Source organism: Brenneria nigrifluens DSM 30175 = ATCC 13028 (assembly GCF_005484965.1).
Lineage (GTDB): Bacteria > Pseudomonadota > Gammaproteobacteria > Enterobacterales > Enterobacteriaceae > Brenneria > Brenneria nigrifluens.
In genome coordinates, this window is record NZ_CP034036.1 from 4,751,159 (window position 1) to 4,774,206 (window position 23,048).

Annotated in this window: 18 protein-coding genes, 1 tRNA gene and 3 rRNA genes; 5 read left to right on the forward strand and 17 right to left on the reverse strand. The window is 53.1% G+C overall.

Going from position 1 to position 23,048, the window contains the following annotated elements:
• Nucleotides 1-70 precede the first annotated feature (70 nt).
• Nucleotides 71-604, reverse strand: coding sequence for a Der GTPase-activating protein YihI (gene yihI, locus EH206_RS22320; RefSeq protein WP_040344217.1), 534 nt, complete (start codon nt 602-604; stop codon nt 71-73).
• A 226-nt stretch (nt 605-830) separates the two neighbouring features.
• Here yihI and yihA point away from each other — a divergent pair, with 226 nt between their 5' ends.
• Nucleotides 831-1,448: a ribosome biogenesis GTP-binding protein YihA/YsxC gene (gene yihA / locus EH206_RS22325; RefSeq protein WP_040343535.1), complete on the forward strand. Its 618-nt coding sequence runs from the start codon at nt 831-833 to the stop codon at nt 1,446-1,448.
• 235 nt (nt 1,449-1,683) lie between these two features.
• Here yihA and spfP read toward each other — a convergent pair whose 3' ends face one another.
• From spfP to EH206_RS22345, 5 genes are all read right to left on the reverse strand, one after another.
• Nucleotides 1,684-1,731 (reverse strand): small protein SpfP, encoded by a 48-nt coding sequence (gene spfP, locus EH206_RS23730; protein ID WP_071892919.1) that lies wholly within the window; start codon nt 1,729-1,731, stop codon nt 1,684-1,686.
• Nucleotides 1,732-1,898: 167 nt separating this feature from the next.
• Nucleotides 1,899-4,691, reverse strand: coding sequence for a DNA polymerase I (gene polA, locus EH206_RS22330; RefSeq protein ID WP_009115027.1), 2,793 nt, complete (start codon nt 4,689-4,691; stop codon nt 1,899-1,901).
• Nucleotides 4,692-5,071: 380 nt separating this feature from the next.
• Nucleotides 5,072-5,695 carry a thiol:disulfide interchange protein DsbA gene (gene dsbA / locus EH206_RS22335; protein ID WP_009115028.1) on the reverse strand — a complete coding sequence of 208 codons (624 nt, stop codon included), beginning with the start codon at nt 5,693-5,695 and terminating at the stop codon, nt 5,072-5,074.
• Between the two features lie 25 nt (nt 5,696-5,720).
• On the reverse strand, nt 5,721-6,707 hold the full coding sequence (locus tag EH206_RS22340; RefSeq protein WP_009115029.1) for a serine/threonine protein kinase: 987 nt from the start codon (nt 6,705-6,707) through the stop codon (nt 5,721-5,723).
• A gap of 84 nt (nt 6,708-6,791) precedes the next feature.
• A complete protein-coding gene (locus tag EH206_RS22345) occupies nt 6,792-7,061 on the reverse strand; it encodes a YihD family protein (RefSeq protein ID WP_009115030.1) in 270 nt (89 codons plus the stop codon).
• Between the two features lie 123 nt (nt 7,062-7,184).
• Between EH206_RS22345 and mobA the strand changes: the two genes are divergently transcribed.
• Both mobA and mobB read left to right on the forward strand, forming a co-directional pair.
• Complete coding sequence (gene mobA, locus EH206_RS22350; RefSeq protein ID WP_009115031.1) at nt 7,185-7,763, forward strand: molybdenum cofactor guanylyltransferase MobA; 579 nt, start codon at nt 7,185-7,187, stop codon at nt 7,761-7,763.
• A complete protein-coding gene (mobB, locus tag EH206_RS22355) occupies nt 7,753-8,271 on the forward strand; it encodes a molybdopterin-guanine dinucleotide biosynthesis protein MobB (protein WP_009115032.1) in 519 nt (172 codons plus the stop codon). The genes mobA and mobB overlap by 11 nt, the downstream gene beginning before the upstream one ends.
• Nucleotides 8,272-8,372: 101 nt before the next feature.
• Here the strand turns inward: mobB and rrf are convergent.
• From rrf to EH206_RS22410, 11 genes are all read right to left on the reverse strand, one after another.
• Nucleotides 8,373-8,488, reverse strand: a 5S ribosomal RNA gene (rrf, locus tag EH206_RS22360).
• A 203-nt stretch (nt 8,489-8,691) separates the two neighbouring features.
• Nucleotides 8,692-11,801, reverse strand: a 23S ribosomal RNA gene (locus tag EH206_RS22365).
• A gap of 199 nt (nt 11,802-12,000) precedes the next feature.
• Nucleotides 12,001-12,076 (reverse strand) — tRNA-Glu (locus tag EH206_RS22370).
• 220 nt (nt 12,077-12,296) lie between these two features.
• A 16S ribosomal RNA gene (locus EH206_RS22375) occupies nt 12,297-13,838 on the reverse strand.
• Together the 16S, 23S and 5S rRNA genes with 1 tRNA gene alongside form the textbook arrangement of a ribosomal RNA operon.
• Before the next feature lie 384 nt (nt 13,839-14,222).
• The gene (gene rbsR / locus EH206_RS22380; protein ID WP_168709115.1) at nt 14,223-15,218 is read right to left on the reverse strand and encodes a ribose operon transcriptional repressor RbsR; all 996 of its coding nucleotides are present in this window, start codon (nt 15,216-15,218) and stop codon (nt 14,223-14,225) included.
• A gap of 3 nt (nt 15,219-15,221) precedes the next feature.
• The gene (gene rbsK / locus EH206_RS22385; RefSeq protein ID WP_009115034.1) at nt 15,222-16,148 is read right to left on the reverse strand and encodes a ribokinase; all 927 of its coding nucleotides are present in this window, start codon (nt 16,146-16,148) and stop codon (nt 15,222-15,224) included.
• Between the two features lie 74 nt (nt 16,149-16,222).
• Nucleotides 16,223-17,113 carry a ribose ABC transporter substrate-binding protein RbsB gene (gene rbsB / locus EH206_RS22390; RefSeq protein ID WP_009115035.1) on the reverse strand — a complete coding sequence of 297 codons (891 nt, stop codon included), beginning with the start codon at nt 17,111-17,113 and terminating at the stop codon, nt 16,223-16,225.
• Nucleotides 17,114-17,138: 25 nt separating this feature from the next.
• Nucleotides 17,139-18,107, reverse strand: a complete 969-nt coding sequence (rbsC, locus tag EH206_RS22395) for a ribose ABC transporter permease (protein WP_009115036.1) — start codon at nt 18,105-18,107, stop codon at nt 17,139-17,141.
• Between the two features lie 7 nt (nt 18,108-18,114).
• Entirely contained in the window at nt 18,115-19,620 is a 1,506-nt protein-coding gene (gene rbsA / locus EH206_RS22400; RefSeq protein WP_009115037.1) for a ribose ABC transporter ATP-binding protein RbsA, read from the reverse strand.
• 7 nt (nt 19,621-19,627) lie between these two features.
• A complete protein-coding gene (gene rbsD / locus EH206_RS22405) occupies nt 19,628-20,047 on the reverse strand; it encodes a D-ribose pyranase (protein WP_009115038.1) in 420 nt (139 codons plus the stop codon).
• A 335-nt stretch (nt 20,048-20,382) separates the two neighbouring features.
• Nucleotides 20,383-20,787, reverse strand: coding sequence for a YgiW/YdeI family stress tolerance OB fold protein (locus tag EH206_RS22410; RefSeq protein WP_009115039.1), 405 nt, complete (start codon nt 20,785-20,787; stop codon nt 20,383-20,385).
• A 224-nt stretch (nt 20,788-21,011) separates the two neighbouring features.
• Between EH206_RS22410 and qseB the strand changes: the two genes are divergently transcribed.
• Together qseB and qseC are read left to right on the forward strand one after the other, a co-directional pair.
• Entirely contained in the window at nt 21,012-21,674 is a 663-nt protein-coding gene (qseB, locus tag EH206_RS22415; RefSeq protein ID WP_009115040.1) for a quorum sensing response regulator transcription factor QseB, read from the forward strand.
• Nucleotides 21,671-23,020, forward strand: coding sequence for a quorum sensing histidine kinase QseC (gene qseC, locus EH206_RS22420; RefSeq protein ID WP_009115041.1), 1,350 nt, complete (start codon nt 21,671-21,673; stop codon nt 23,018-23,020). The genes qseB and qseC overlap by 4 nt, the downstream gene beginning before the upstream one ends.
• Nucleotides 23,021-23,048 lie beyond the last annotated feature (28 nt).

Below are 23,048 nucleotides of genomic sequence, written 5' to 3' on the forward strand. Positions count from 1 at the left end.
ATTTGCCCAACAGGCAAAAAAGATAAAACGTAACCAGTAATGCCAGCAGCGGAAACAACAACTTCATCGATTAAAAATCGTCTTTCGAGCTATTACGCTTGAGAAGTTGCAGCATATCTTCCTGTTCCTCTGCTTCATCATCGTCATCTCCCAGTTCAATGCCGAGCTGCTCCATCAGGATGTCGATACGATCCAATGTTTCATCCACCCAGGACTGATCCCGGGCGCTCAGCGTTTCACCGTTATCCAGACGATCCAGCAGTTCGTCCAGTCGGGCGTCGTTTTCCAGTAGCGCCAGCTCTTCTTCGGGCGATATCGCGGCGGGCTTGGCAACCGGATCGGCAGGCTTGGGTTGAGCAACAACCTTGGCTTGCGCACCAAGCGCCACCGGCTTCTTGCTGCCGATGCGCGGATCGGCGACTTTGCGTTGAGCGGCGCTGTTATTCCCCGGCCCGGTTTCCTGAGCACGGCTTCCCGCTACGCGACCGCGATGCTTTTTCTGCCGCTTCCGATCGCGCGCTTCCCGATCCAATTCCTCACGGGTTTTTCTTTTTATTTTTGACCGGGCGGCATTACCACCCGCCCCTTTAACTGGTTGGTTCATCATCTTGCTCTCAGGTACATAGGTGAAGGTAATTGCGGCGGAATCTAGCAGAAAGCCCGGCAATAAAAAAGTGCTCACATCAACCGATGATGCTTTTTGCTATTCCGCGTACGTAACGGTTTCAGTACAGATAAAACCGCCTTTATTATCAGTTACAGGTATAATCCCCAACCAGACATAGATCCAGACAGAGATAAACATTGTGACCCAGCAATATAACTACCATATGACGCATTTTGTCATCAGCGCCCCGGATATTCGCCACCTGGCAACAGATAGCGGTATTGAAGTCGCCTTTGCTGGGCGCTCTAACGCCGGTAAATCCAGCGCATTGAATACGCTGACCAATCAAAAAAATCTGGCGCGCACCAGTAAAACGCCGGGAAGAACGCAGCTTATCAACATGTTTGAGGTTGCTGAAGGCGTTCGGCTGGTGGATTTACCCGGTTATGGCTACGCCGAAGTGCCGGAAGAGATGAAGCTTAAATGGCAGCGCGCGCTAGGGGAATATCTCCAGAAACGTAATAGCCTGAAAGGGCTGGTGGTACTGATGGATATTCGCCATCCGCTAAAAGATCTCGATCAGCAAATGCTTGCGTGGGCGGTGGAAGCGCAGCTTCCGGTGTTGGTATTGCTGACCAAAGCGGACAAACTGGCATCCGGGGCGCGCAAGTCCCAACTTAATATGGTGCGCGAAGCGGTACTGCCGTTTATGGGTGATATTCAGGTGGAAGCGTTCTCTTCACTGAAGAAATTGGGCGTCGACAAACTGCGCCAGAAACTCGATAGCTGGTTCAGCACGTTGCCGCAGGCGGAAGAGGAAGATCCACAGGAAATCGAGTAATCATCAGGGATGGTGACGGCCCGCAGAGTTCACGGATGAGACGAATAAAAAAATGCCGGGAGCATTTTTCAACGTCACGCAGTGACGGCCCGTAGGGTGAGTCTCAGGGATAATGACGAATAAAAAAATGCCGGGAGCATTTTTCAACGTCACGCAGTGACGGCCCGCAGGGTGAGTCTCAGGGATGAGACGAATAAAAAACGCCCCGGTCAAAACTGACCGGGGCGGCTAATATTCAGCCAAATCCGATTACGTGAAGTAAAAGGTCTGAAAGATAGAACATCTTACCTCTGTACCCTACGTCTTTAACTCTACCCTATTTTTTCGTCGGAACAAAGTTTTTTTGTTGTTTACTTTCATGAAAAGTGGCGACGCTTTACACAAAGTCAAACCACGTCACACAATCCTGTTGTTTAATTACAGAAATCGACGCCCGTTGATCCTCTACGCTTAGTGCGCCTCGTCCCAGTTGTTCCCGGCGCCGATATCAACCCGCAGCGGGACGTTAAGCTGCATACAGTTTTCCATTAACTCTCTGATTTTACTTTTGGATTCTTCCAATACCGTATTATGAACCTCAAAGACCAGCTCATCGTGAACCTGCATAAGCATCTTCACTAACGGCTTGTTCTGCTGCTGTAACCAGCCATCAATAGCGATCATCGCTTTCTTGATGATATCGGCAGCGGTTCCCTGCATCGGAGCGTTAATCGCCGCCCGCTCGGCGCCTTTGCGGGCCATGGCGTTGCGTGAATGAATATCCGGCAGGTAAAGACGGCGGCCATCCAGCGTCGAGACATAGCCCTGTTCCGCCGCCTGCTGGCGGGTTCCCTCCATATACTCCTGAACGCCGGGATAACGCTCGAAATACAGATTCATATACTTCTGTGATTCACTACGCGGAATATTCAACTGGCGCGATAGCCCAAAAGCGCTCATGCCATAAATCAGACCGAAGTTAATCGCTTTGGCGCTGCGGCGCTGTTCGGACGTCACCTTCTCAAGGGCGAGTCCAAAAACCTCCGCCGCTGTCGCCCGATGGATATCCAGCCCCTCGGAGAAGGCTTTCAGCAAGCCTTTGTCGCCGGAAAGATGCGCCATGATGCGCAGTTCAATCTGTGAATAGTCGGCCGCCACAATGCTATACCCTTCCTGCGCAATAAAGGCCTGGCGGATACGCCTCCCTTCCTCGTTGCGCACCGGAATATTCTGCAGGTTAGGATCGCTGGAGGATAAGCGGCCGGTGGCCGTCACCGCCTGATGATAAGAAGTATGCACCCGTTTGGTAGACGGGTTAATCATCAGCGGCAGCTTATCGGTGTAGGTCGACTTCAGTTTTGCCAGCCCGCGATATTCAAGAATCAGCTTCGGCAGCGGATAATTCAGCGCCAGTTCGGCCAGCACCTCTTCATTGGTGGAGGGCGCCCCTTTGGGCGTTTTTTTCAGCACCGGCAGCTTTTGCTTTTCATACAGAATGCCCTGCAGCTGCTTGGTTGACGACAGGTTAAACTCTTCGCCCGCCAGTTCGTAGGCCTGCGTTTCCAACTCGCCCAGACGGACGGTGAGTTCTTTGGAGTGATCAGCCAGAATATGCGGATCGATCAGCACGCCCGTACGCTCTATGCGGGATAGCACCGGCACCAGCGGCATATCGATTTCCTGAAACACTTTTCGCAGTTCCGGATGCTGCTGTAATTTAGTCCACAGCTTGTGATGCAAATGCAGCGTGACATCGACATCTTCCGCCGCATAAGGACTGGCCTGCTCCAGCGCAATCTGATTAAAGGTAAGCTGGTTTTTGCCTTTGCCGGCGATATCCTCAAAGGTAATGGTTTTATGCTGCAGATAGCGCTCCGCCAGGCTATCCATATCATGACGCCCGGCGACGCTGTCCAGAACATAAGATTCCAGCATGGTATCAAAGGCGATTCCGCGTAATTCGATGTCATAACGTTTCATCACGCCTTTATCGAACTTGAGATTCTGGCCTACCTTGAGCAGCGTCTCATCTTCCAGCAACGGTTTAAACAGCGCCAGAACCCAGGTCCGATCCAACTGTTCCGGCGCATCCAGATAATCATGCGCCAGCGGCAGATAAGCGGCTTCGCCCGGCGTCACAGAAAAGGACATGCCGATAAGGTTGGCCGTCAGGGTGTCCAGCCCATCGGTTTCGGTATCAAAAGCGAAAACCTCGGCTTTCTTTAAACGCTCAATCCACTCCAACAGCGTTTTTTCATCCAGGATAGTGACATAACCGTCGGCGGAAAGCGTCATGCCGCTTTCGTCATCGCTCGCGCTATCCTGTACGGCTTTAACGATTTTCTGCACAGGCTGATGGCTTTTTTTACCCTGCAGCCAGGTACCGGACTCGACCTCTGCTAACCAGCGTTTGAATTCGTAGCGGGTGAATAAGCCATGCAGCTCATCCACTTCCGGTTCGTTCACCGTTAACTGTTCGCATGTCAGATCCAGTTCAACATCCGTTTTAATGGTGGCCAACTGATAGGAAAGGTAAGCAACGTCTTTATTCTGCTCAAGTTTCGGCGCCATGGTCTTGGCGCCGCGGAACGACAATCCGGCAATCTTGTCCAGATTCGCATACAGCACATCCAGACCGCCCAGCCCTTGCAGCAAAGCCTGCGCCGTTTTTTCACCCACGCCGGGCACGCCGGGGATATTGTCGGAAGCGTCGCCCATCAAGGCCAGGAAATCGATAATCAACTCCGGAGGAATACCATATTTGTCGCACACTTCCTGAGGGCCCAAAATAGTATTATTCATGGTGTTGATTAGCGTGACGTTTGGCGTCACCAACTGGGCCATATCTTTATCACCGGTACTGATCAGCACCGGAATACCCGCCTTTTCAGCCTGTAGGGCTAGCGTGCCGATAACGTCATCGGCCTCGACGCCGGAAACCGCCAGCAACGGCAATCCCATCGCCTTTACCATACGATGCAAAGGTTCAATCTGTTCGCGCAAATCATCCGGCATCGGCGGTCGATGAGACTTATAGTTCTCAAATAGCTCGTCACGAAACGTTTTTCCCTTGGCATCAAATACCACCGCGACATGGCTGGGATGATATTGCACCAGCAGGCTGCGCAGCATATTCAATACGCCGTACATCGCGCCGGTGGGCTCTCCCGCGCTATTTGTCAACGGCGGAAACGCGTGATATGCACGGTACAAATAGGAAGAACCGTCCACCAAAATTAAAGGGTTTTCTGCAATCTGAGCCATAGCCTGTTATGATCTTTGTTGTCTGCCATGCTGCTAAGCATGCCATAGCTGAAGGGAAGAGACGATCCTTAACGCAGGATATTCATCTTTTTTGCGTTGATCTTCGCAAGATCAATCTGTGGATAAGTTTGTGAATAAAAATAAGTGATTAATTTTTCATGATGCCAGTGGATAGGTTTATTCTATATATACTTATTTTTTTCATATAGTTATAATAAAAACCAGCATTTCCAATATCCAATAAAAGACAATTCATAATTGTGGATATAAATTATTCCATCGAATATTAATGGAAAATCAGTTTCGGCTATTAACAATCGGTCGAGATGGCCGGATAAAACCACGCCGATATAATCAGCGTGGTTTATCGCATAAATAGCTTATTTTTTATCTATCAGAAATTTTACCACATCGGCATACTGTTTTACGTAAGCATCCATTGAACTGGTATCAAGACCATCGTTCTTGATCATATATTTCCCGTTAACGAACATGGCGGGCACACCGCGTAATTGTAAATCCGCGGCCGCTTTTTCCTGCTGCACCACTAGCGACTTCACGACAAAACTATTTAATGCGCCGTCGTATTCTTCCGCGCTGACGCCGGCGTTAATAAACACCTGTCGAATATCGTCCGGCTTTTGCAAGCTTTGCGTTTTCTGAACGGCATCGAACATCAACGGGGTAATTTTATCTTCAACGCCGAGCGCAATGGCCACCGCCCATGCCTGACTGAGATTTTTACCCAGAGGACCAAGAAAATCAACGTGATAACGGGTCATTTTGGTGCCGGCGGGCAGCGACTTTTCTACCGTTTGCGGAATATGGTAGACCTCTGAAAACTGGTAACAGTGCGGGCAATAAAATGAGAAAAACTCCAGGACCTGGGGTTCCTGAGTCGCCGGCTTATCTAATTCCACATATTGCTTGCCGTTAGAAAAATCAGCCGCTGACGCACTGAATGCCAAAACGACGCCAATCAATGCAAACCATAATTTTTTCATAAAAATACACTCTCTCCATTCAATATCAGTACATTGGCGTGAGCTGCAGAGGAGGATCCTGCAACAGCTTAACCTGTTCGGTAAATATCGATGTCTGTTTAAGCCAGAAATCGCCATCCTTTATCCAGGGAAAATTGCGGGGAAAAGCGGGATCCTCCCAACGTCGTATAATCCAGGCCAGATAATGAACCTGACGCATAGCGCGTAACGGTTCAATTAACGCCAACTCCTGATCCTCAAATTCGATAAATTCGCTGTAGGCCTCTAACAGAATATCTAATTGAATACGCTGTTCATGGCGTTCGCCGTGCAGCAACATCCACAAATCCTGTACCGCCGGACCGTTGCGCGCATCGTCCAAATCAACGAACAGCGGGCCGTCGCGCCATAAAATATTACCCGGATGGCAATCACCATGCAGACGCAGCGACTGCCAGTCGGTGTGCCAATAAGCCTCGACGGTATCAATCAGCTTGCTGACCGCCCGTAAAAAAGCCTCTCGATGTTTTTTCGCTATTAACGCCGAACGCTCCAGCAGCTTATAGGGTTCATGCAGATATTCATTCAAACCGATTGTCGGCCTGGCGGAAAATGAGGACTTACGGCCCGTCTGATGAATCCGGCCTAAAAAACGCCCGACCCACTCTAACTGATCTTCATTATCCATCTCGTATTGCCGCCCGCCAACGCTCGGGAACACCGCAAAATGAAATCCTTCATAAAGATGCAACGTGCGGCCGTTCAGCTCCAACGGCGCAATAATCGGCACTTCATCTTCCGCCAGTTCCCGGGCAAAGGTATGCTCTTCCATAATCTGCGCAGTACTCCACCGTTCCGGACGGTAGAATTTAACAACAAAACGCTTCCGTTCTTCATCAGTAAACTGATATACGCGGTTTTCATAACTGTTTAGCGCTGTTAAGCCAGAGTCCACGCGTATCCCTGCGTCCAGTAGCGCATCCATTATCAACTCGGGGAACAACGTCTGAAAATTAAAAACCGAACTGTTCATAACAACCACTGCCAGTAACATGCGATGTAAGATAAATACGTGCCAATATCGGGTTATGCGAGCCGGACTCCATTCCTATCCGCACTAGTCCTTAATGACTCCGCGGGCGCGAAGTAACGCGGTTTTGAAATCCTCTTCATAATCTTTTTTAAGCCCCGGAATGACCTGTTCTTTATCCGAGTCACGCATTTTCAGATGATAAATAAGGATATCATCAGTCAGCTCGCTAAACTGCCCCTCAAACCCGGCCCCCTGTGCAAGTTTTTGTAAAAATTGCACCAGATTCAAATCAGGCTCTTTTTGCCAGGCTGGATGTAACAGTTCAATCAACTCATTAACGCGATGACATTTCATTTTTCTACCCTCGGAAGTAAATACAATGACAAAAATAACAGTCTTATTAATATGTGAAAAGAACTTGGTCTTCAGTAAATGTTTTCAGAAGTTAACCTATGGCTTGGATAGGCGGGGCGAACAATGATCACTGGTGTGATTCTGGCTGGCGGACAGGCAACACGCATGGGTGGTTGCGATAAGGGTCTGCTGGAGCTAAATGGTTTACCGTTATACCAGCATGTACTGACGCGGCTGAAAAAACAGGTTGATAAGGTCATCATCAATGCCAATCGCAACCTTCCGGTTTATCAGCAAAGCGGCTGTGCGGTGGTAAGCGACCTGCAAAACGGTTTTTGCGGACCGCTGGCAGGCATACTTACCGGCATGCATGCCGCAACGTCAGAGTGGATTGTCTTCGTTCCCTGCGATGTGCCTGAACTGCCGCAAGACCTGGTAAAACGGCTATGGGAAGAAAGGAACGGGAGAAATGCGGCTTACGCCACTGACGGTAGCCGCGGTCATCCCACTTTACTGCTGATAAATCGCCGCCTGATAAAGCCACTGGAAAATTATCTTGCTAATGGCGATCGTAAGCTAATGATCTTTATGGAACAGATTGCCGCAACGGCCGTTTCATTTGCCGATCAACCCGCAGCATTCCGTAACCTGAATTTCCCTGAGGATTTGTCACTCCTCCAAAGGCAGCATCATGAATCCTGATCGACCTCGTCTGCTTGCCATCGCAGCTTATAGCGGTACCGGTAAAACAACATTACTAAAACAAATCATTCCCATCCTTAAGAACGACGGTATTCGGGTCGGCCTTATCAAACACACGCATCATAATATGGATGTCGATACGCCGGGCAAGGACAGCTACGAACTGCGTAAGGCCGGCGCAGAGCAAACCATGGTGGTCAGCAGCCAGCGATGGGCCTTGATGACGGAAACGCCGACTCGGCAGCAACCCGATTTGCACGATCTGGCAAAAAAGATGGATGCCTCGGTACTCGATCTTATTCTGGTGGAAGGGTTTAAACAGGAGAAAATCAACAAGATCGTGCTGTTTCGTCAGGCGTTGGGGCGATCGCTGGATGATTTGCTGGATGACAATGTTATCGCCATTGCAGCGGACGCTCCCCTTGCCGCAACGTTACCCCAACTCGATATCAATCAGCCACAGCAGGTGGCCGACTTTATCCGCCGTTGGCTTAGTCAGGCGTTCTGAACGCTCCCGGCGGATTTGTCCTACTGAAGAGCACCTCACCGACAAACAACAGGCAAAACAAAAGGCCCAGTCTTGCGACTGGGCCTTCCGTTCTGTTTGATGCCTGGCAGTTCCCTACTCTCACATGGGGAGACCCCACACTACCATCGGCGCTACGGCGTTTCACTGCTGAGTTCGGCATGGGGTCAGGTGGGACCACCGCGCTATCGCCGCCAGGCAAATTTCTCGTCTCTTCCTGAGACTCGCCCTTCGGGCCGTCGCTACGCGACGTACAAAATCGTTCCCGACGATTTTGTCTGTTCCCTTTTCAGGCCAGCGCTCCGCGCTGTTTGATGTCCGCGTTATACGCAAACATTTTAATCTTCAATCCGTCAACAAGCTGAATATTGTGAGTCACTCTCAAAACACCTTCGGTGTTGTAAGGTTAAGCCTCTCGGGTCATTAGTACCGGTCAGCTCAACGCATCGCTGCGCTTACACACCCGGCCTATCTACGTCGTCGTCTTCAACGGCCCTTCAGGGGACTCGAAGTCCCAGGGAAGACTCATCTCGAGGCAAGTTTCCCGCTTAGATGCTTTCAGCGGTTATCTCTTCCGCACTTAGCTACCGGGCAATGCAATTGGCATCACAACCCGTACACCAGTGGTGCGTTCACTCCGGTCCTCTCGTACTAGGAGCAACCCCTCTCAATCTTCCAACGCCCACGGCAGATAGGGACCGAACTGTCTCACGACGTTCTAAACCCAGCTCGCGTACCACTTTAAATGGCGAACAGCCATACCCTTGGGACCTACTTCAGCCCCAGGATGTGATGAGCCGACATCGAGGTGCCAAACACCGCCGTCGATATGAACTCTTGGGCGGTATCAGCCTGTTATCCCCGGAGTACCTTTTATCCGTTGAGCGATGGCCCTTCCATTCAGAACCACCGGATCACTAAGACCTGCTTTCGCACCTGCTCGAGCCGTCACTCTCGCAGTCAAGCTAGCTTATGCCTTTGCACTAACCTCCTGATGTCCGACCAGGATTAGCTAACCTTCGTGCTCCTCCGTTACGCTTTGGGAGGAGACCGCCCCAGTCAAACTACCCACCAGACACTGTCCGCAACCCGGATTACGGGCCCACGTTAGAACATCAAACATCAAAGGGTGGTATTTCAAGGTCGGCTCCACGCAGACTGGCGTCCACGCTTCACAGCCTCCCACCTATCCTACACATCAAGGCTCAAGGTTCAGTGTCAAGCTATAGTAAAGGTTCACGGGGTCTTTCCGTCTTGCCGCGGGTACACTGCATCTTCACAGCGAGTTCAATTTCACTGAGTCTCGGGTGGAGACAGCCTGGCCATCATTACGCCATTCGTGCAGGTCGGAACTTACCCGACAAGGAATTTCGCTACCTTAGGACCGTTATAGTTACGGCCGCCGTTTACCGGGGCTTCGATCAAGAGCTTCGCCCTAAGGCTGACCCCATCAATTAACCTTCCGGCACCGGGCAGGCGTCACACCGTATACGTCCACTTTCGTGTTTGCACAGTGCTGTGTTTTTATTAAACAGTTGCAGCCAGCTGGTATCTGCGACTGGTCTCAGCTCCATCCGCAAGGGACTTCACCAAATCCAGCGTGCCTTCTCCCGAAGTTACGGCACCATTTTGCCTAGTTCCTTCACCCGAGTTCTCTCAAGCGCCTGAGTATTCTCTACCTGACCACCTGTGTCGGTTTGGGGTACGATTGACTGTTACCTGGTGCTTAGAGGCTTTTCCTGGAAGCGTAGCATCGGTTACTTCGTCACCGTAGTGACTCGTCGTCACGCCTCAGTGTTAACGGTGTTCCGGATTTTCCAAAAACACCCACCTTCACGCTTAAACCGGGACTACCGTCGCCCGGCCAACCTAGCTTTCTCCGTCCCCCCTTCGCAGTAACAACCAGTACGGGAATATTAACCCGTTTCCCATCGACTACGCCTTTCGGCCTCGCCTTAGGGGTCGACTCACCCTGCCCCGATTAACGTTGGACAGGAACCCTTGGTCTTCCGGCGTGCGGGTTTTTCACCCGCATTATCGTTACTTATGTCAGCATTCGCACTTCTGATACCTCCAGCAGCCCTCACAGGCCACCTTCTACGGCTTACAGAACGCTCCCCTACCCAACGAACGTATCCTTAAAACGCCTTGCCGTCTGTCAGCGCTCAGGCCGACTCAACGTTTTTGTGGCTTGAACGTGCCGGCTTCGCCGTCACGTTAAGCGTTTTAAGTGATACGTTCGCTGCCGCAGCTTCGGTGCATGGTTTAGCCCCGTTACATCTTCCGCGCAGGCCGACTCGACCAGTGAGCTATTACGCTTTCTTTAAATGATGGCTGCTTCTAAGCCAACATCCTGGCTGTCTGGGCCTTCCCACATCGTTTCCCACTTAACCATGACTTTGGGACCTTAGCTGGCGGTCTGGGTTGTTTCCCTCTTCACGACGGACGTTAGCACCCGCCGTGTGTCTCCCGTGATTACATTCTACGGTATTCGCAGTTTGCATCGAGTTGGTAAGTCGGGATGACCCCCTAGTCGAAACAGTGCTCTACCCCCGCAGATGAGTTCACGAGGCGCTACCTAAATAGCTTTCGGGGAGAACCAGCTATCTCCCGGTTTGATTGGCCTTTCACCCCCAGCCACAAGTCATCCGCTAATTTTTCAACATTAGTCGGTTCGGTCCTCCAGTTAGTGTTACCCAACCTTCAACCTGCCCATGGCTAGATCACCGGGTTTCGGGTCTATACCCTGCAACTTGACGCCCAGTTAAGACTCGGTTTCCCTGCGGCTCCCCTATTCGGTTAACCTTGCTACAGAATATAAGTCGCTGACCCATTATACAAAAGGTACGCAGTCACCCCACCCCAAAACACTCACGGCTTGTTTTGTGTGTTGCTCATCGCAAAAAACGCGATGACAACCGTCACCTCGACATCCGCATCGCCTCTCGGCCCGGAAGTGTTTTGGTGGTGGGGCTCCCACTGCTTGTACGTACACGGTTTCAGGTTCTGTTTCACTCCCCTCGCCGGGGTTCTTTTCGCCTTTCCCTCACGGTACTGGTTCACTATCGGTCAGTCAGGAGTATTTAGCCTTGGAGGATGGTCCCCCCATCTTCAGACAGGATATCTCGTGTCCCGCCCTACTCATCGAACTCACAGCATGTGCATCTTCGTGTACGGGACTATCACCCTTTGTTGCGCGACTTTCCAGACGCTTCCACTGACACACAAACTGATGATGGTTCTGGGCTCCTCCCCGTTCGCTCGCCGCTACTGGGGGAATCTCGGTTGATTTCTTTTCCTCGGGGTACTGAGATGTTTCAGTTCCCCCGGTTCGCCTTTCATGGCTATGTATTCACCATGAAATAGTGCAACGTATTGCACTGGGTTTCCCCATTCGGGTATCGTCGGGTGTAACGGTTCATATCACCTTGCCGACGCTTTTCGCAGATTAGCACGCCCTTCATCGCCTCTGACTGCCTAGGCATCCACCGTGTACGCTTAGTCGCTTAACCTCACAACCCGAAAGTGTCTCGGATTGCAATTTTTGAGAGACTCTGACACAACAAAATCATTACCCTCGCGGATAATGTTCAGCTGCGTCGTTTCAATTTTCAGCTTGTTCCAGATTGTTAAAGAGCAATATCGTAAACACGACTCGTTAAAGTCATCTTTACGATATTCGGTGATAATGTCTTTCACTCATTATCAGGATGGCGTCCCCAAGGGGATTCGAACCCCTGTTACAGCCGTGAAAGGGCAGTGTCCTAGGCCTCTAGACGATGGGGACACAAAAATTGTCCGCAACGCTCGCGTTGCTATTTTTGTGTAAAGGCGAGATTTTTCCAGAAAAATCGAGCGCCATTGTGTTTTGTCACTGCACTGGACAGTCACACACCCCACGGCACTTCAGGATACGTCCGCAACCTTCTACCGCAGGTTACCTTGCTCATTGTTTTCATCAGACAATCTGTTGTGGACACTGCACCTTCCAATATCTCACTTCAGTTTAAGGAGGTGATCCAACCGCAGGTTCCCCTACGGTTACCTTGTTACGACTTCACCCCAGTCATGAATCACAAAGTGGTAAGCGCCCCCCCTAAGGTTAAGCTACCTACTTCTTTTGCAACCCACTCCCATGGTGTGACGGGCGGTGTGTACAAGGCCCGGGAACGTATTCACCGTAGCATTCTGATCTACGATTACTAGCGATTCCGACTTCATGGAGTCGAGTTGCAGACTCCAATCCGGACTACGACGCACTTTATGAGGTCCGCTTACTCTCGCAAGTTCGCTTCTCTTTGTATGCGCCATTGTAGCACGTGTGTAGCCCTACTCGTAAGGGCCATGATGACTTGACGTCATCCCCACCTTCCTCCGGTTTATCACCGGCAGTCTCCTTTGAGTTCCCGACCGAATCGCTGGCAACAAAGGATAAGGGTTGCGCTCGTTGCGGGACTTAACCCAACATTTCACAACACGAGCTGACGACAGCCATGCAGCACCTGTCTCTCAGTTCCCGAAGGCACAAGACTGTCTCCAGTCTCTTCTGAGGATGTCAAGAGTAGGTAAGGTTCTTCGCGTTGCATCGAATTAAACCACATGCTCCACCGCTTGTGCGGGCCCCCGTCAATTCATTTGAGTTTTAACCTTGCGGCCGTACTCCCCAGGCGGTCGACTTAACGCGTTAGCTCCGGAAGCCACGGTTCAAGACCACAGCCTCCAAGTCGACATCGTTTACGGCGTGGACTACCAGGGTATCTAATCCTGTTTGCTCCCCACGCTTTCGCACCTGAGCGTCAGTCTTCGTCCAGGGGGCCGCCTTCGCCACCGGTATTCCTCCAGATCTCTACGCATTTCACCGCTACACCTGGAATTCTACCCCCCTCTACGAGACTCTAGCCTGTCAGTTTTGAATGCAGTTCCCAGGTTAAGCCCGGGGATTTCACATCCAACTTAACAGACCGCCTGCGTGCGCTTTACGCCCAGTCATTCCGATTAACGCTTGCACCCTCCGTATTACCGCGGCTGCTGGCACGGAGTTAGCCGGTGCTTCTTCTGCGGGTAACGTCAATCAACAAGATTATTAAGCTTGTTGCCTTCCTCCCCGCTGAAAGTGCTTTACAACCCGAAGGCCTTCTTCACACACGCGGCATGGCTGCATCAGGGTTTCCCCCATTGTGCAATATTCCCCACTGCTGCCTCCCGTAGGAGTCTGGACCGTGTCTCAGTTCCAGTGTGGCTGGTCATCCTCTCAGACCAGCTAGGGATCGTCGCCTAGGTGAGCCTTTACCCCACCTACCAGCTAATCCCATCTGGGCACATCCGATGGCGTGAGGCCATAAGGTCCCCCACTTTGCTCTTGCGAGGTTATGCGGTATTAGCTACCGTTTCCAGTAGTTATCCCCCTCCATCAGGCAGTTTCCCAGACATTACTCACCCGTCCGCCGCTCGTCACCCAAGGAGCAAGCTCCTCTGTGCTACCGCTCGACTTGCATGTGTTAGGCCTGCCGCCAGCGTTCAATCTGAGCCATGATCAAACTCTTCAATTTAAGATTTGTTTGATTCGCTACGTTAATAGCATGCTCAAAGAATTTATAACTGTTTATTCGTAATGAATTTACTGTCAGTCACTCTTCAAGACTTTGTATATCGTTTGCGGATATCGTCTTGTGAGTGCCCACACAGATTGTCTGATTAAATTGTTAAAGAGCAGTGCCACGTTACGCCGTGGCGCGGGCCGCATATGTTATGCAATTCCGCTGTGAAGTCAAGTGATTATTGCCTGGCTTCCTACCGTCATCACAACCGCGTTGCCGCCGTTGCCGTGTCAGTGGAGGCGCATTATAGGGCGTTCTCGGCGGCTTACAAGGGCTAAATGCAAAAAAGTGACTGAGTGCGTTTTTTTTCGGCAACGCGCGAGGGGAAACGCAGCGCTACCCAACGGAGTGTCGAACCATTAACTCTGGCGTCAGCACCAGAACATTCGGTTCGGTATCGGGGTGTCCCAGACGATACAGTAAGGTATCAATGGCTAATTCGCCAAGTTCATCCTTGGGTTGATGAATCGTCGTCAGCGGGGGAGACATATAGCGGGCCAACTCAATATCATCGTAGCCGATAACCGCCATATCTCCGGGGATGGAGAGTCCGGCCAGATACAGAGCATGATAAACCCCCACGGCCATGGCGTCGTTACCGGTAAAGACGGCATCCGGTCTGTTATCCAGCGCCAACAGCTGCCGCATGGCCCGATAACCGGTTTCAAATTCAAAATCGCCAAAGATTTCATATTCGGCGGGGATCGGCAATCTCGCGCCCTGCATCGCCTGACGGTACCCTTCAAGGCGGTTATAGGCGGTGGTTTTATCCTTTGGACCCGCAATACAGGCTATTTTCCGGTAACCGCGGGAAATAAGATATTTCGTTGCCATCTCGCCGCCGAGCAGGGAGTTATCTTTAATGACGTCGATTCCCCCGTCAAACGGCGCCCAGTCCATCATTACCATGGGGATGGAGGGATAGCGGCTCACCATGTCAGGCAAAGGACGATGGCTCTCCGTACACATCAGCAGCACGCCATCGACGCGCTTTTGCAGCAGCGTTTCCAGACTGCGCCTCATGCGATCGGGATCGCCCTCGGTATTACACAGAATCAGACTGTAGCCGCGCTCATAGCAACAGCGCTCGACGCCGCGCACCACCTCGGCATAAAAAGGGTTGCTGCTGGCCGTCAGCAACATGCCGATAGTTTGCGTCTGATTTATTTTGAGGCTTCTGGCCAGCGCCGAAGGCGCGTAGTTAAGCTGTTCAACGGCCGCCATCACCTTGTCGCGAATCGCATCGCTGACAAAGCGATCATTATTGATAACGTGAGAAACCGTAGAGGTGGAAACGCCCGCTAAACGGGCAACGTCTTTCATGGTGGTCAACGGTCACCCCTGAGCTTGCAAGAAAGCATCAATCTCTTCACGCCACGGAACCGAAGGCTGAGCGCCCGGACGGGTGACGGCAATCGCGGCGGCGGCGTGAGCAAACTTAACCGCGGACGACATCGGCCGGTTCTCCAGCAGCGCCGTGACCAGCGCGCCGTTAAAGGTGTCCCCGGCGGCGATGGTGTCCACCGCCTGAACCCGGTAGCCGGGGATGCGTTGCCCGTGACCTTTTTCACTCAGCCAGACGCCGCGGCTGCCCAAGGTAATCAATACGTTGGCGATGCCTTTATCGTGCAATACCTGCGCGGCGCGAGCGGCGTCTGCTTCCGTTTCGACGGCGACCCCCGTCAGGCGCTGAGCTTCGGTCTCATTAGGAGTAATCATATCGACCAGCGCCAGCAATTCATCCGGCAGTTCGCAGGCGGGCGCAGGGTTAAGGATAACGCGCGTGTGATGTTTATGCGCCAGCCGGGCTGCCGAGATAACGGTTTCCAGCGGCGACTCCAGCTGCATAAGCAGCGCGGAGGCATCAATAATCTGCTGCTGATGGCGGCCAAGATAGTCCGGCGTAACGGCGGCATTGGCGCCGGCGTTTATAGCGATCATATTCTCCGCCTCGCCGTTGACGAAAATCAAGGCCACGCCGGTGGTTTCGCCGGCGACGGCTTCCACCGCCGACACATCAATACCATCGTCGGATAGCTGCCGGCGAATGCGCGCCCCGATATCATCATCGCCGACGCAGGCGATAAACGAGATATCCGCGCCGCTACGGCCCGCCGCCACCGCCTGATTGGCGCCTTTTCCGCCGAAAGCGATACGATATTGTTTCCCGATCACCGTTTCACCGGAACGGGGAAACTGCTCCAGATTGAGAATATGGTCAGCATTAATACTGCCCAGCACCACCAGCTTGCCCGTTTTCATTGCGCCGCATTCCAACATGTTTATTATGCGCCGCCGCGGGTGCGGCGGCGCTCGCCCTGCTATTCTTTATTTTTTTACTGTTTGGTTACCAATTTCAGATCAACCGGGATAATGGCCTGTATTTTCTCACCTTTCAGCGCCTTATCAGCGGTTTCAACGCCGATGACGCCGATCTGATCGGGACGCTGCGCCACCGTTGCCGCCAGTTTACCCGACTCAACGGCCTTTACGCCGTCCTCCGTGCCGTCAAACCCGACCACCAGCACATCGGTTTTACCTGCGGTTTGCAGCGCCCGCAGCGCGCCGAGCGCCATTTCGTCATTCTGGGCGAACACCGCCTGCACGTCAGGATGCGCGGTCAACAGGTTCTGCATCACGTTCAGCCCCTTGGTTCGATCGAAGTCGGCGGGTTGGCTGGCCAGAATGGCGAATTTGTTCTTTTCGGCGGATTTTATAAAGCCCGCCCCGCGCTCACGCGCCGCGGAGGTGCCGGCAATCCCTTCCAGCTGGATGACCTTGGCGCCTTCACCCGCCTTTTTGGCAATAAAATCGCCGGCGACTTTACCGCCGAAAGCGTTATCAGAAGCAACGTGACTAACCACTTCACCGCTGCTGGCCACGCGATCGAGCGTAATTACCGGGATTTTCGCCTGATTGGCCAGCTTGATGGCGTTGCCTACCGCGTCGGAGTCGGTGGGGTTAATCAGCAACACTTTGGTGCCGCGAACCGTCAGATCCTGAACGTTGGCCAGCTCTTTAGCCGGGTTGTTCTGGGAATCCAGCACCACCAGGTTATAGCCCAGCTTGTCGGCTTCCTTCTGCGCCCCGTCTTTCATTGCCACAAAGAACGGGTTGTTCAATGTTGATACCACCAGGGCAATCGTACCTTTGGCTAATGCATTCGCGCTGACGGTCGCACTCAGCGCAACGGCGGAAACCAGAGTAGCCAGCTTTTTCATATTCATAGCGCAATTCCTGTGTGAATAAAGGTTATTTACTGCTTTTGTTATCCACCAGAACCGCCAGCAAAATGACGACTGCTTTGACGATCATCTGGTAGTAAGAGGAAACCCCCAACAAATTCAGTCCGTTATTAAGAAAGCCAAGGATCAGCGCGCCAATCAGCGTGCCGACGATACGTCCTTTGCCGCCGGCGAGGCTGGTGCCCCCCAGCACCACGGCGGCGATGGCGTCAAGCTCGTAGCCGGTTCCGGCGGTAGGCTGCGCCGACGATAAACGGGCCACTTCGATAATTCCCGCCAGGGCGGACAGCAGCCCGCACAGGGAATAGACGATGATTTTGATTTTATCCACGCTGATGCCGGACAGCCGGGTGGCGGACTCATTCCCGCCCAGCGCGTAAATATATCGGCCTAACCGGGTGTGATGCAGCATGTACCAGACCGCCGCAAATACCACGGCCATAATCCAGATCGGCGTCGGAATGCCTAGCGGACGGCCGATGCCGAACCAGCCGAAAGCGTCCGCCACATCGGAAAAGCCGGTGTTGATCGGGCTGCCGTTGGTGTAAACCATGGTGACGCCGCGCAGCAGCAGCATCATCACCAGCGTGGCGATAAACGCCTGAACCTTGCCTTTGGACACAATGACGCCGGTTCCGGCGCCGATAAGCGCGCCCAGCGCCAGCGCCCCGAAAACCGCCAACAGCGCATTAACCTCAAGGCCGACAATCGAGGCGGCGACCGCGCCGGTCAGCGCCAGCAAAGACCCGACGGAAAGATCGATGCCGGAGGTAAGAATGACCAGGGTCATTCCCACGGCCATAATGGCGTTCACCGAGGTTTGCTGCAGAATATTGAACAAATTGTTCAGGGTGAAAAAGTTGGGGCTCATGGCGGACACCACCGCAATAAGGATCAGCAGGGCAATCAGTGATTTCTGCTCCAATAGCCACTCTTTGCTGAACCAGCGCTTTGCCGCGATAGATTGGGAACTCATGTCTGACTTACTCCTGCTTTACGCCGTATTGCTTACCAACGGCCGCGGCCATCAGCGCTTCCTGGGTAGCTTGCTCAATGGAAAATTCACCGCTTAAACGACCTTCGTGCATCACGATTACGCGATCGCTCATTCCCAATACTTCGGGCATTTCGGACGACACCAGTATGATGCTCAGCCCTTCTTGTTTGAACTGATTGATTAACTGATAAATTTCTTTCTTCGCTCCCACGTCGACCCCGCGCGTCGGCTCATCGAGAATCAGTACGTTAGGGCGGGTCATCAAGCCGCGGGCGATGGCGACTTTTTGCTGATTCCCGCCGGACAGCAGCCCGATAGGCTGTTCCATGGACGGGGTTTTGATATTGAACAGACGGATAAAATCGCCCACCGCCAGCTGCTCTTCGGGATGCTTAAGCCGCCCGCCGCGACGGCTGAAGTAGCGCAGCGCGGTTAACGACATGTTCTCTTTAACCGACATGCCTAATACCAGCCCGTCGCGTTTGCGGTCTTCGGAAATATAAACAATGCCGTTCGCCAGGCCATCCTGCGGCCTGCGGGTTACCACTTCGCGGCCGTCCAGCGCCACGTAGCCCGCCGTGCGCGGCAGCGCGCCGTAAAGGATCTTCATCAACTCGGTGCGTCCGGCGCCCATCAGCCCCGCCACGCCAAGAATTTCCCCTTTGCGTACGGTAAAGCTGACGTCATCCACGCCCGGCCCGGAAAGATTTTTCACCAGCAGGCGAACCGCTCCCGGCGCCTGGTTCAGGCGCGGATATTGCTCTTCAAGCTTGCGCCCCACCATCATTTCAATCAGCCGTTCTTCCTGCAGCTCACTGACCGTGCGTTCGCCGATAAACTGACCGTCGCGGAACACGGTGACGTCGTCGCATATTTCGAAAATTTCTTTCAGACGGTGGGAAATATAGACAATGCCGCGCCCCTCGGCCTGTAGCTCTTTAATTACGCTGAATAACGACGCGGTTTCGGTATCGGTCAAAGCATCGGTGGGTTCATCCATAATGATGACTTTCGATTCAAAGCTCAGCACCTTGGCGATTTCCACCATTTGCTGATCGCCAATCGACAGTTCCGCCACCGTGCGCCGGCTGTCATAGCGCAGATTAAGCCGCTTCAGCAGTTTGTCCGCTTCCTGATACATCTTTTTCCAGTCGATGCGGCCAAAACGGTTGGTAAATTCACGGCCGAGAAAGATGTTTTCCGCGATCGTCAGTTGGGGGATCAGGTTAAGCTCCTGATGGATAATGCCGATCCCCGCTTCCTGGGAGGCTTTGGGACCGCTGAAATCCACTTCGTTTCCCAGAAAACGCACGCTGCCGGCGTCTTTGTTATAGATGCCGGTCAACACCTTCATCATGGTGGACTTGCCGGCGCCATTCTCCCCCACCAGCGCCATGACTTTCCCCGGGTAAACGTTCAATGCGGCGCCGGAAAGCGCCTTAACGCCGGGAAACGCCTTATTGATTCCTTGCAGTTGCAGTAAAGGTTGCATCGATTCCTCAGAACGTTACGCCGGCGCAAAGGATGACATTGGCATACGGGGAACATTCCCCGCTGCGAATGACCGCCCGGCTTTTTCCGCTTTGGATCTTAAAATCTTCATGACTGACATAATGCACTTCAATGGAGTTTCCCTGGTTCAGCTCAAGTTGTTTCAACTGATCAAGTAACGCTTTATGAAGTTGTGGATTTTTTTCGATAATTTCCTGCGCCAGGATCGCCGCTTCGACCTGCATCTCGCTGGTTACCGCCGCAACCACCTGTAAAAAAGTCGGCACGTTGTGGGTTAACGCCAGATCGATACGGGTAGTGGTATCGGGGATAGGTAAACCGGCGTCGCCGATAACCAGCCGATCGGTATGCCCCAGCCGGGAAATAAGCGCAGAAACCTCAGAATGTAGTAATACCGCTTTTTTCATGTTCTTTATCTCGCCAGCGAAACGTTTCGCTGGTGATGATTGTAGAAAGAGATAACGCGGAAAGGCAAAGAGAAGATTACAAAAATGTGATCGTTATCGAAACGTTTCGTTGGCGGGAAAATAAAACGGCGAATGCCGGACGAGATTATTTATAGAGTAGTCTGTAAGCTTGAGATACTCGGCCCCTCGCCACGCTCTCCTTAATAACGAAATTTGTCAATAATCTGAAAAGGTTGCATCAAATGGAAAGCGTTGGCGAAGCATCAGGGGAAACAGGGAATGGGTTCCCTTATCCCCCGTTTGCCGATTTTTAAACGATGGGCATCAGCGGGCGATTACTGGATTTTCTTCACCTGTTTGACATCCAGCTCGGCCGAGTTAAAGCCCTTGTCGAGCTCGCCTTGCAGTTCAACTTTGTCCTGCGGCGATATGGTCTGTCCGTTCCAGTATTTATCATCGATTTCAACCGTGATGGTGCCCGTCTCGTCTCGGAACAGATAATCCTCATCGCCGACGCGCTGCTCGATGTTGCCGCGCAGCGTCACCCAGCTGTCATCTTTCAGATCTTTCGCTTTTGCTACCGTGGTTACGCTGCCGTTAGGGTTTGAAAACCCGCCCTGGGCAGGCTGATGTTGCGTCGTTTTGGCGTTCGGGTCCAAAAATCCTCCGCCGCTTTGGGCGGCGAAAACCGGCGCGGAACATAACGCAGCGATAGCAAATACAGCGGCTGTCTTTTTCATAGCATCTTTTCCTTATTTATCTCTTGTCGTCGTGCAGTAAAACTGCGCGTTGTTTGTCTGACGCGACGAGTTAAACAAAATGTTCTTAACAGAATCTTAAGTATAGTTCAGTTTCTCTTATATTTATTAATCCTGTGGATCACCACCCGTTTATGGTTTTTCCGGTTGTCAATCCGGCGCGTTAAACCGTATAACATCATTGTATACAAATAGGGTGGGCGGTGATGAGAATACTGTTGATAGAAGACGATCGTCTGATTGGCGACGGCATCAAGGCCGGACTGATTAAGCTGGGCTTTAGCGTTGACTGGTTTATGCAGGGCAAAGCCGGGCTGATCGCGCTGCAAGCCGCCCCCTATGACGCCGCGATCCTTGATTTGAGTCTGCCGGAAATAGACGGGCTGGATATCCTGCGCCAGTGGCGTAAGGACGGACAAGATGAGCCGGTATTGATCCTCACCGCGCGGGACGCGCTGGAACAGCGCGTTGCCGGCCTGCAGTCGGGCGCCGACGACTATCTGTGCAAACCTTTTGCTCTGGCGGAAGTTGCCGCGCGCCTGCAGGCGTTAATCCGCCGCCGGCACGGTCAATTACAGCCCACGCTGACCCACGGCGCGGTATCCCTTGAACCGGGTTCCCGCACCGTTACCTGCAATAATCAACCGGTGGCGCTTAAATCCCGCGAGCTGGCGCTGCTTGAGCTGTTCCTGATGAACCCCCAGCGGGTGCTGACCCGTTCGCAGTTGGAAGAAAAGCTCTACGGATGGGACGACGACGTTTCCAGCAACGCCGTGGAAGTGCATATTCACCACCTGCGTAAAAAACTGGGCAGCGAATTTATCCGCACGGTGCACGGCGTCGGCTATATTCTGGGAGCGGCGCCATGACGCGCCTCAGCCTGCGTTTACGGCTGATCGCCGGTTTTGTTCTGCTGACGCTGCTTTGCTGGGGCGCCGCCGGGATCCTGTCGTGGCATCAAACCCGCGAGCATATCAACGAGCTGTTCGATACCCAGCAGATGCTGTTCGCCAAGCGGCTGGCCACCATGCATCCGGATGAAATCGAGGTGGATTCCCCCTCCCTGCCGAAAACCAAAAGCCTGGTGCGCGAAAGGCGCGGGGAACAGGAGGACGACGCGCTGGCCTTCGCCATTTTTACCCGCGACGGCCGGATGGCGCTGAACGACGGCGAGAACGGCAAAGATTTTATCTTCGACTACGCGCAAAACGGCTTCACCAACGGCAGGCTGCGCGATGATAACGACCGGTGGCGCATGGTATGGCTGGCGACGGCGGATAATCGTTATGTGGTGGTGGTAGGCCAGGAGTGGGAGTACCGTCAGGATATGGCGCTGGGGCTGGTAAAAACCAACCTCCTGCCCTGGCTGTTTGCCCTGCCGGTTATGCTGCTGTTGATGTTCTGGCTGGTTTCCCGCGAACTGTCGCCGCTGAAACGCCTCGCCACGCAGCTTCGCCGGCGTCCGCCGGAGGACGACGCCCCGCTGGATACCCATGCCGTTCCGCAGGAAGTGCGCCCGCTGGTGAATGAACTTAACAGCCTGTTCGTGCGCATCGGCGAGATGCTGCTGCGCGAGCGCCGCTTTACCGCGGACGCCGCACATGAATTACGCAGCCCGCTGGCCGCGCTGAAGGTGCAGACGGAATTGGCGCAGTTGGCTTACGATGACGAACCCGTGCGCCGCCATGCCCTGAATAATCTGGACGAGGGAATCGATCGCGCCGCGCGGCTGGTGGATCAGCTGTTAACGCTGTCGCGGCTTGACTCGGAATCGTTCGCCGACGAGCGGCAGCCGGTGGAACTACAGGCGCTGCTGCAGCAAATGGTTATCGACCATTACCATAAAGCGCAGGCGGCAGGCATTGAACTGAAGCTGGAGGTGCCGAAAGATCCCATCGTTCGCCAGGGGCACCCGTTGCTGCTGACGCTGCTGATTCGCAATCTGCTTGATAACGCCATTCGCTACAGCCACCAGGGCGGAACGGTAACGCTGACGCTCACGGCGCGATGCATACAGGTTAGCGATGAGGGGCCGGGCATCGACGACGCGGTATTGGCGCGGGTCGGCGAACGCTTTTTTCGCCCGCCGGGACAGGAGAAGTCCGGCAGCGGTTTGGGCATCTCCATTGTCAATAATATCGCCCGCCTGCACGGCATGCGGGCGACCTTCGCCAATCGGCCGGAAGGGGGTCTGAAGGTCGCGGTAAATTGGTGACGCGCTGCTTTCCCAGCGCGTTGAACGA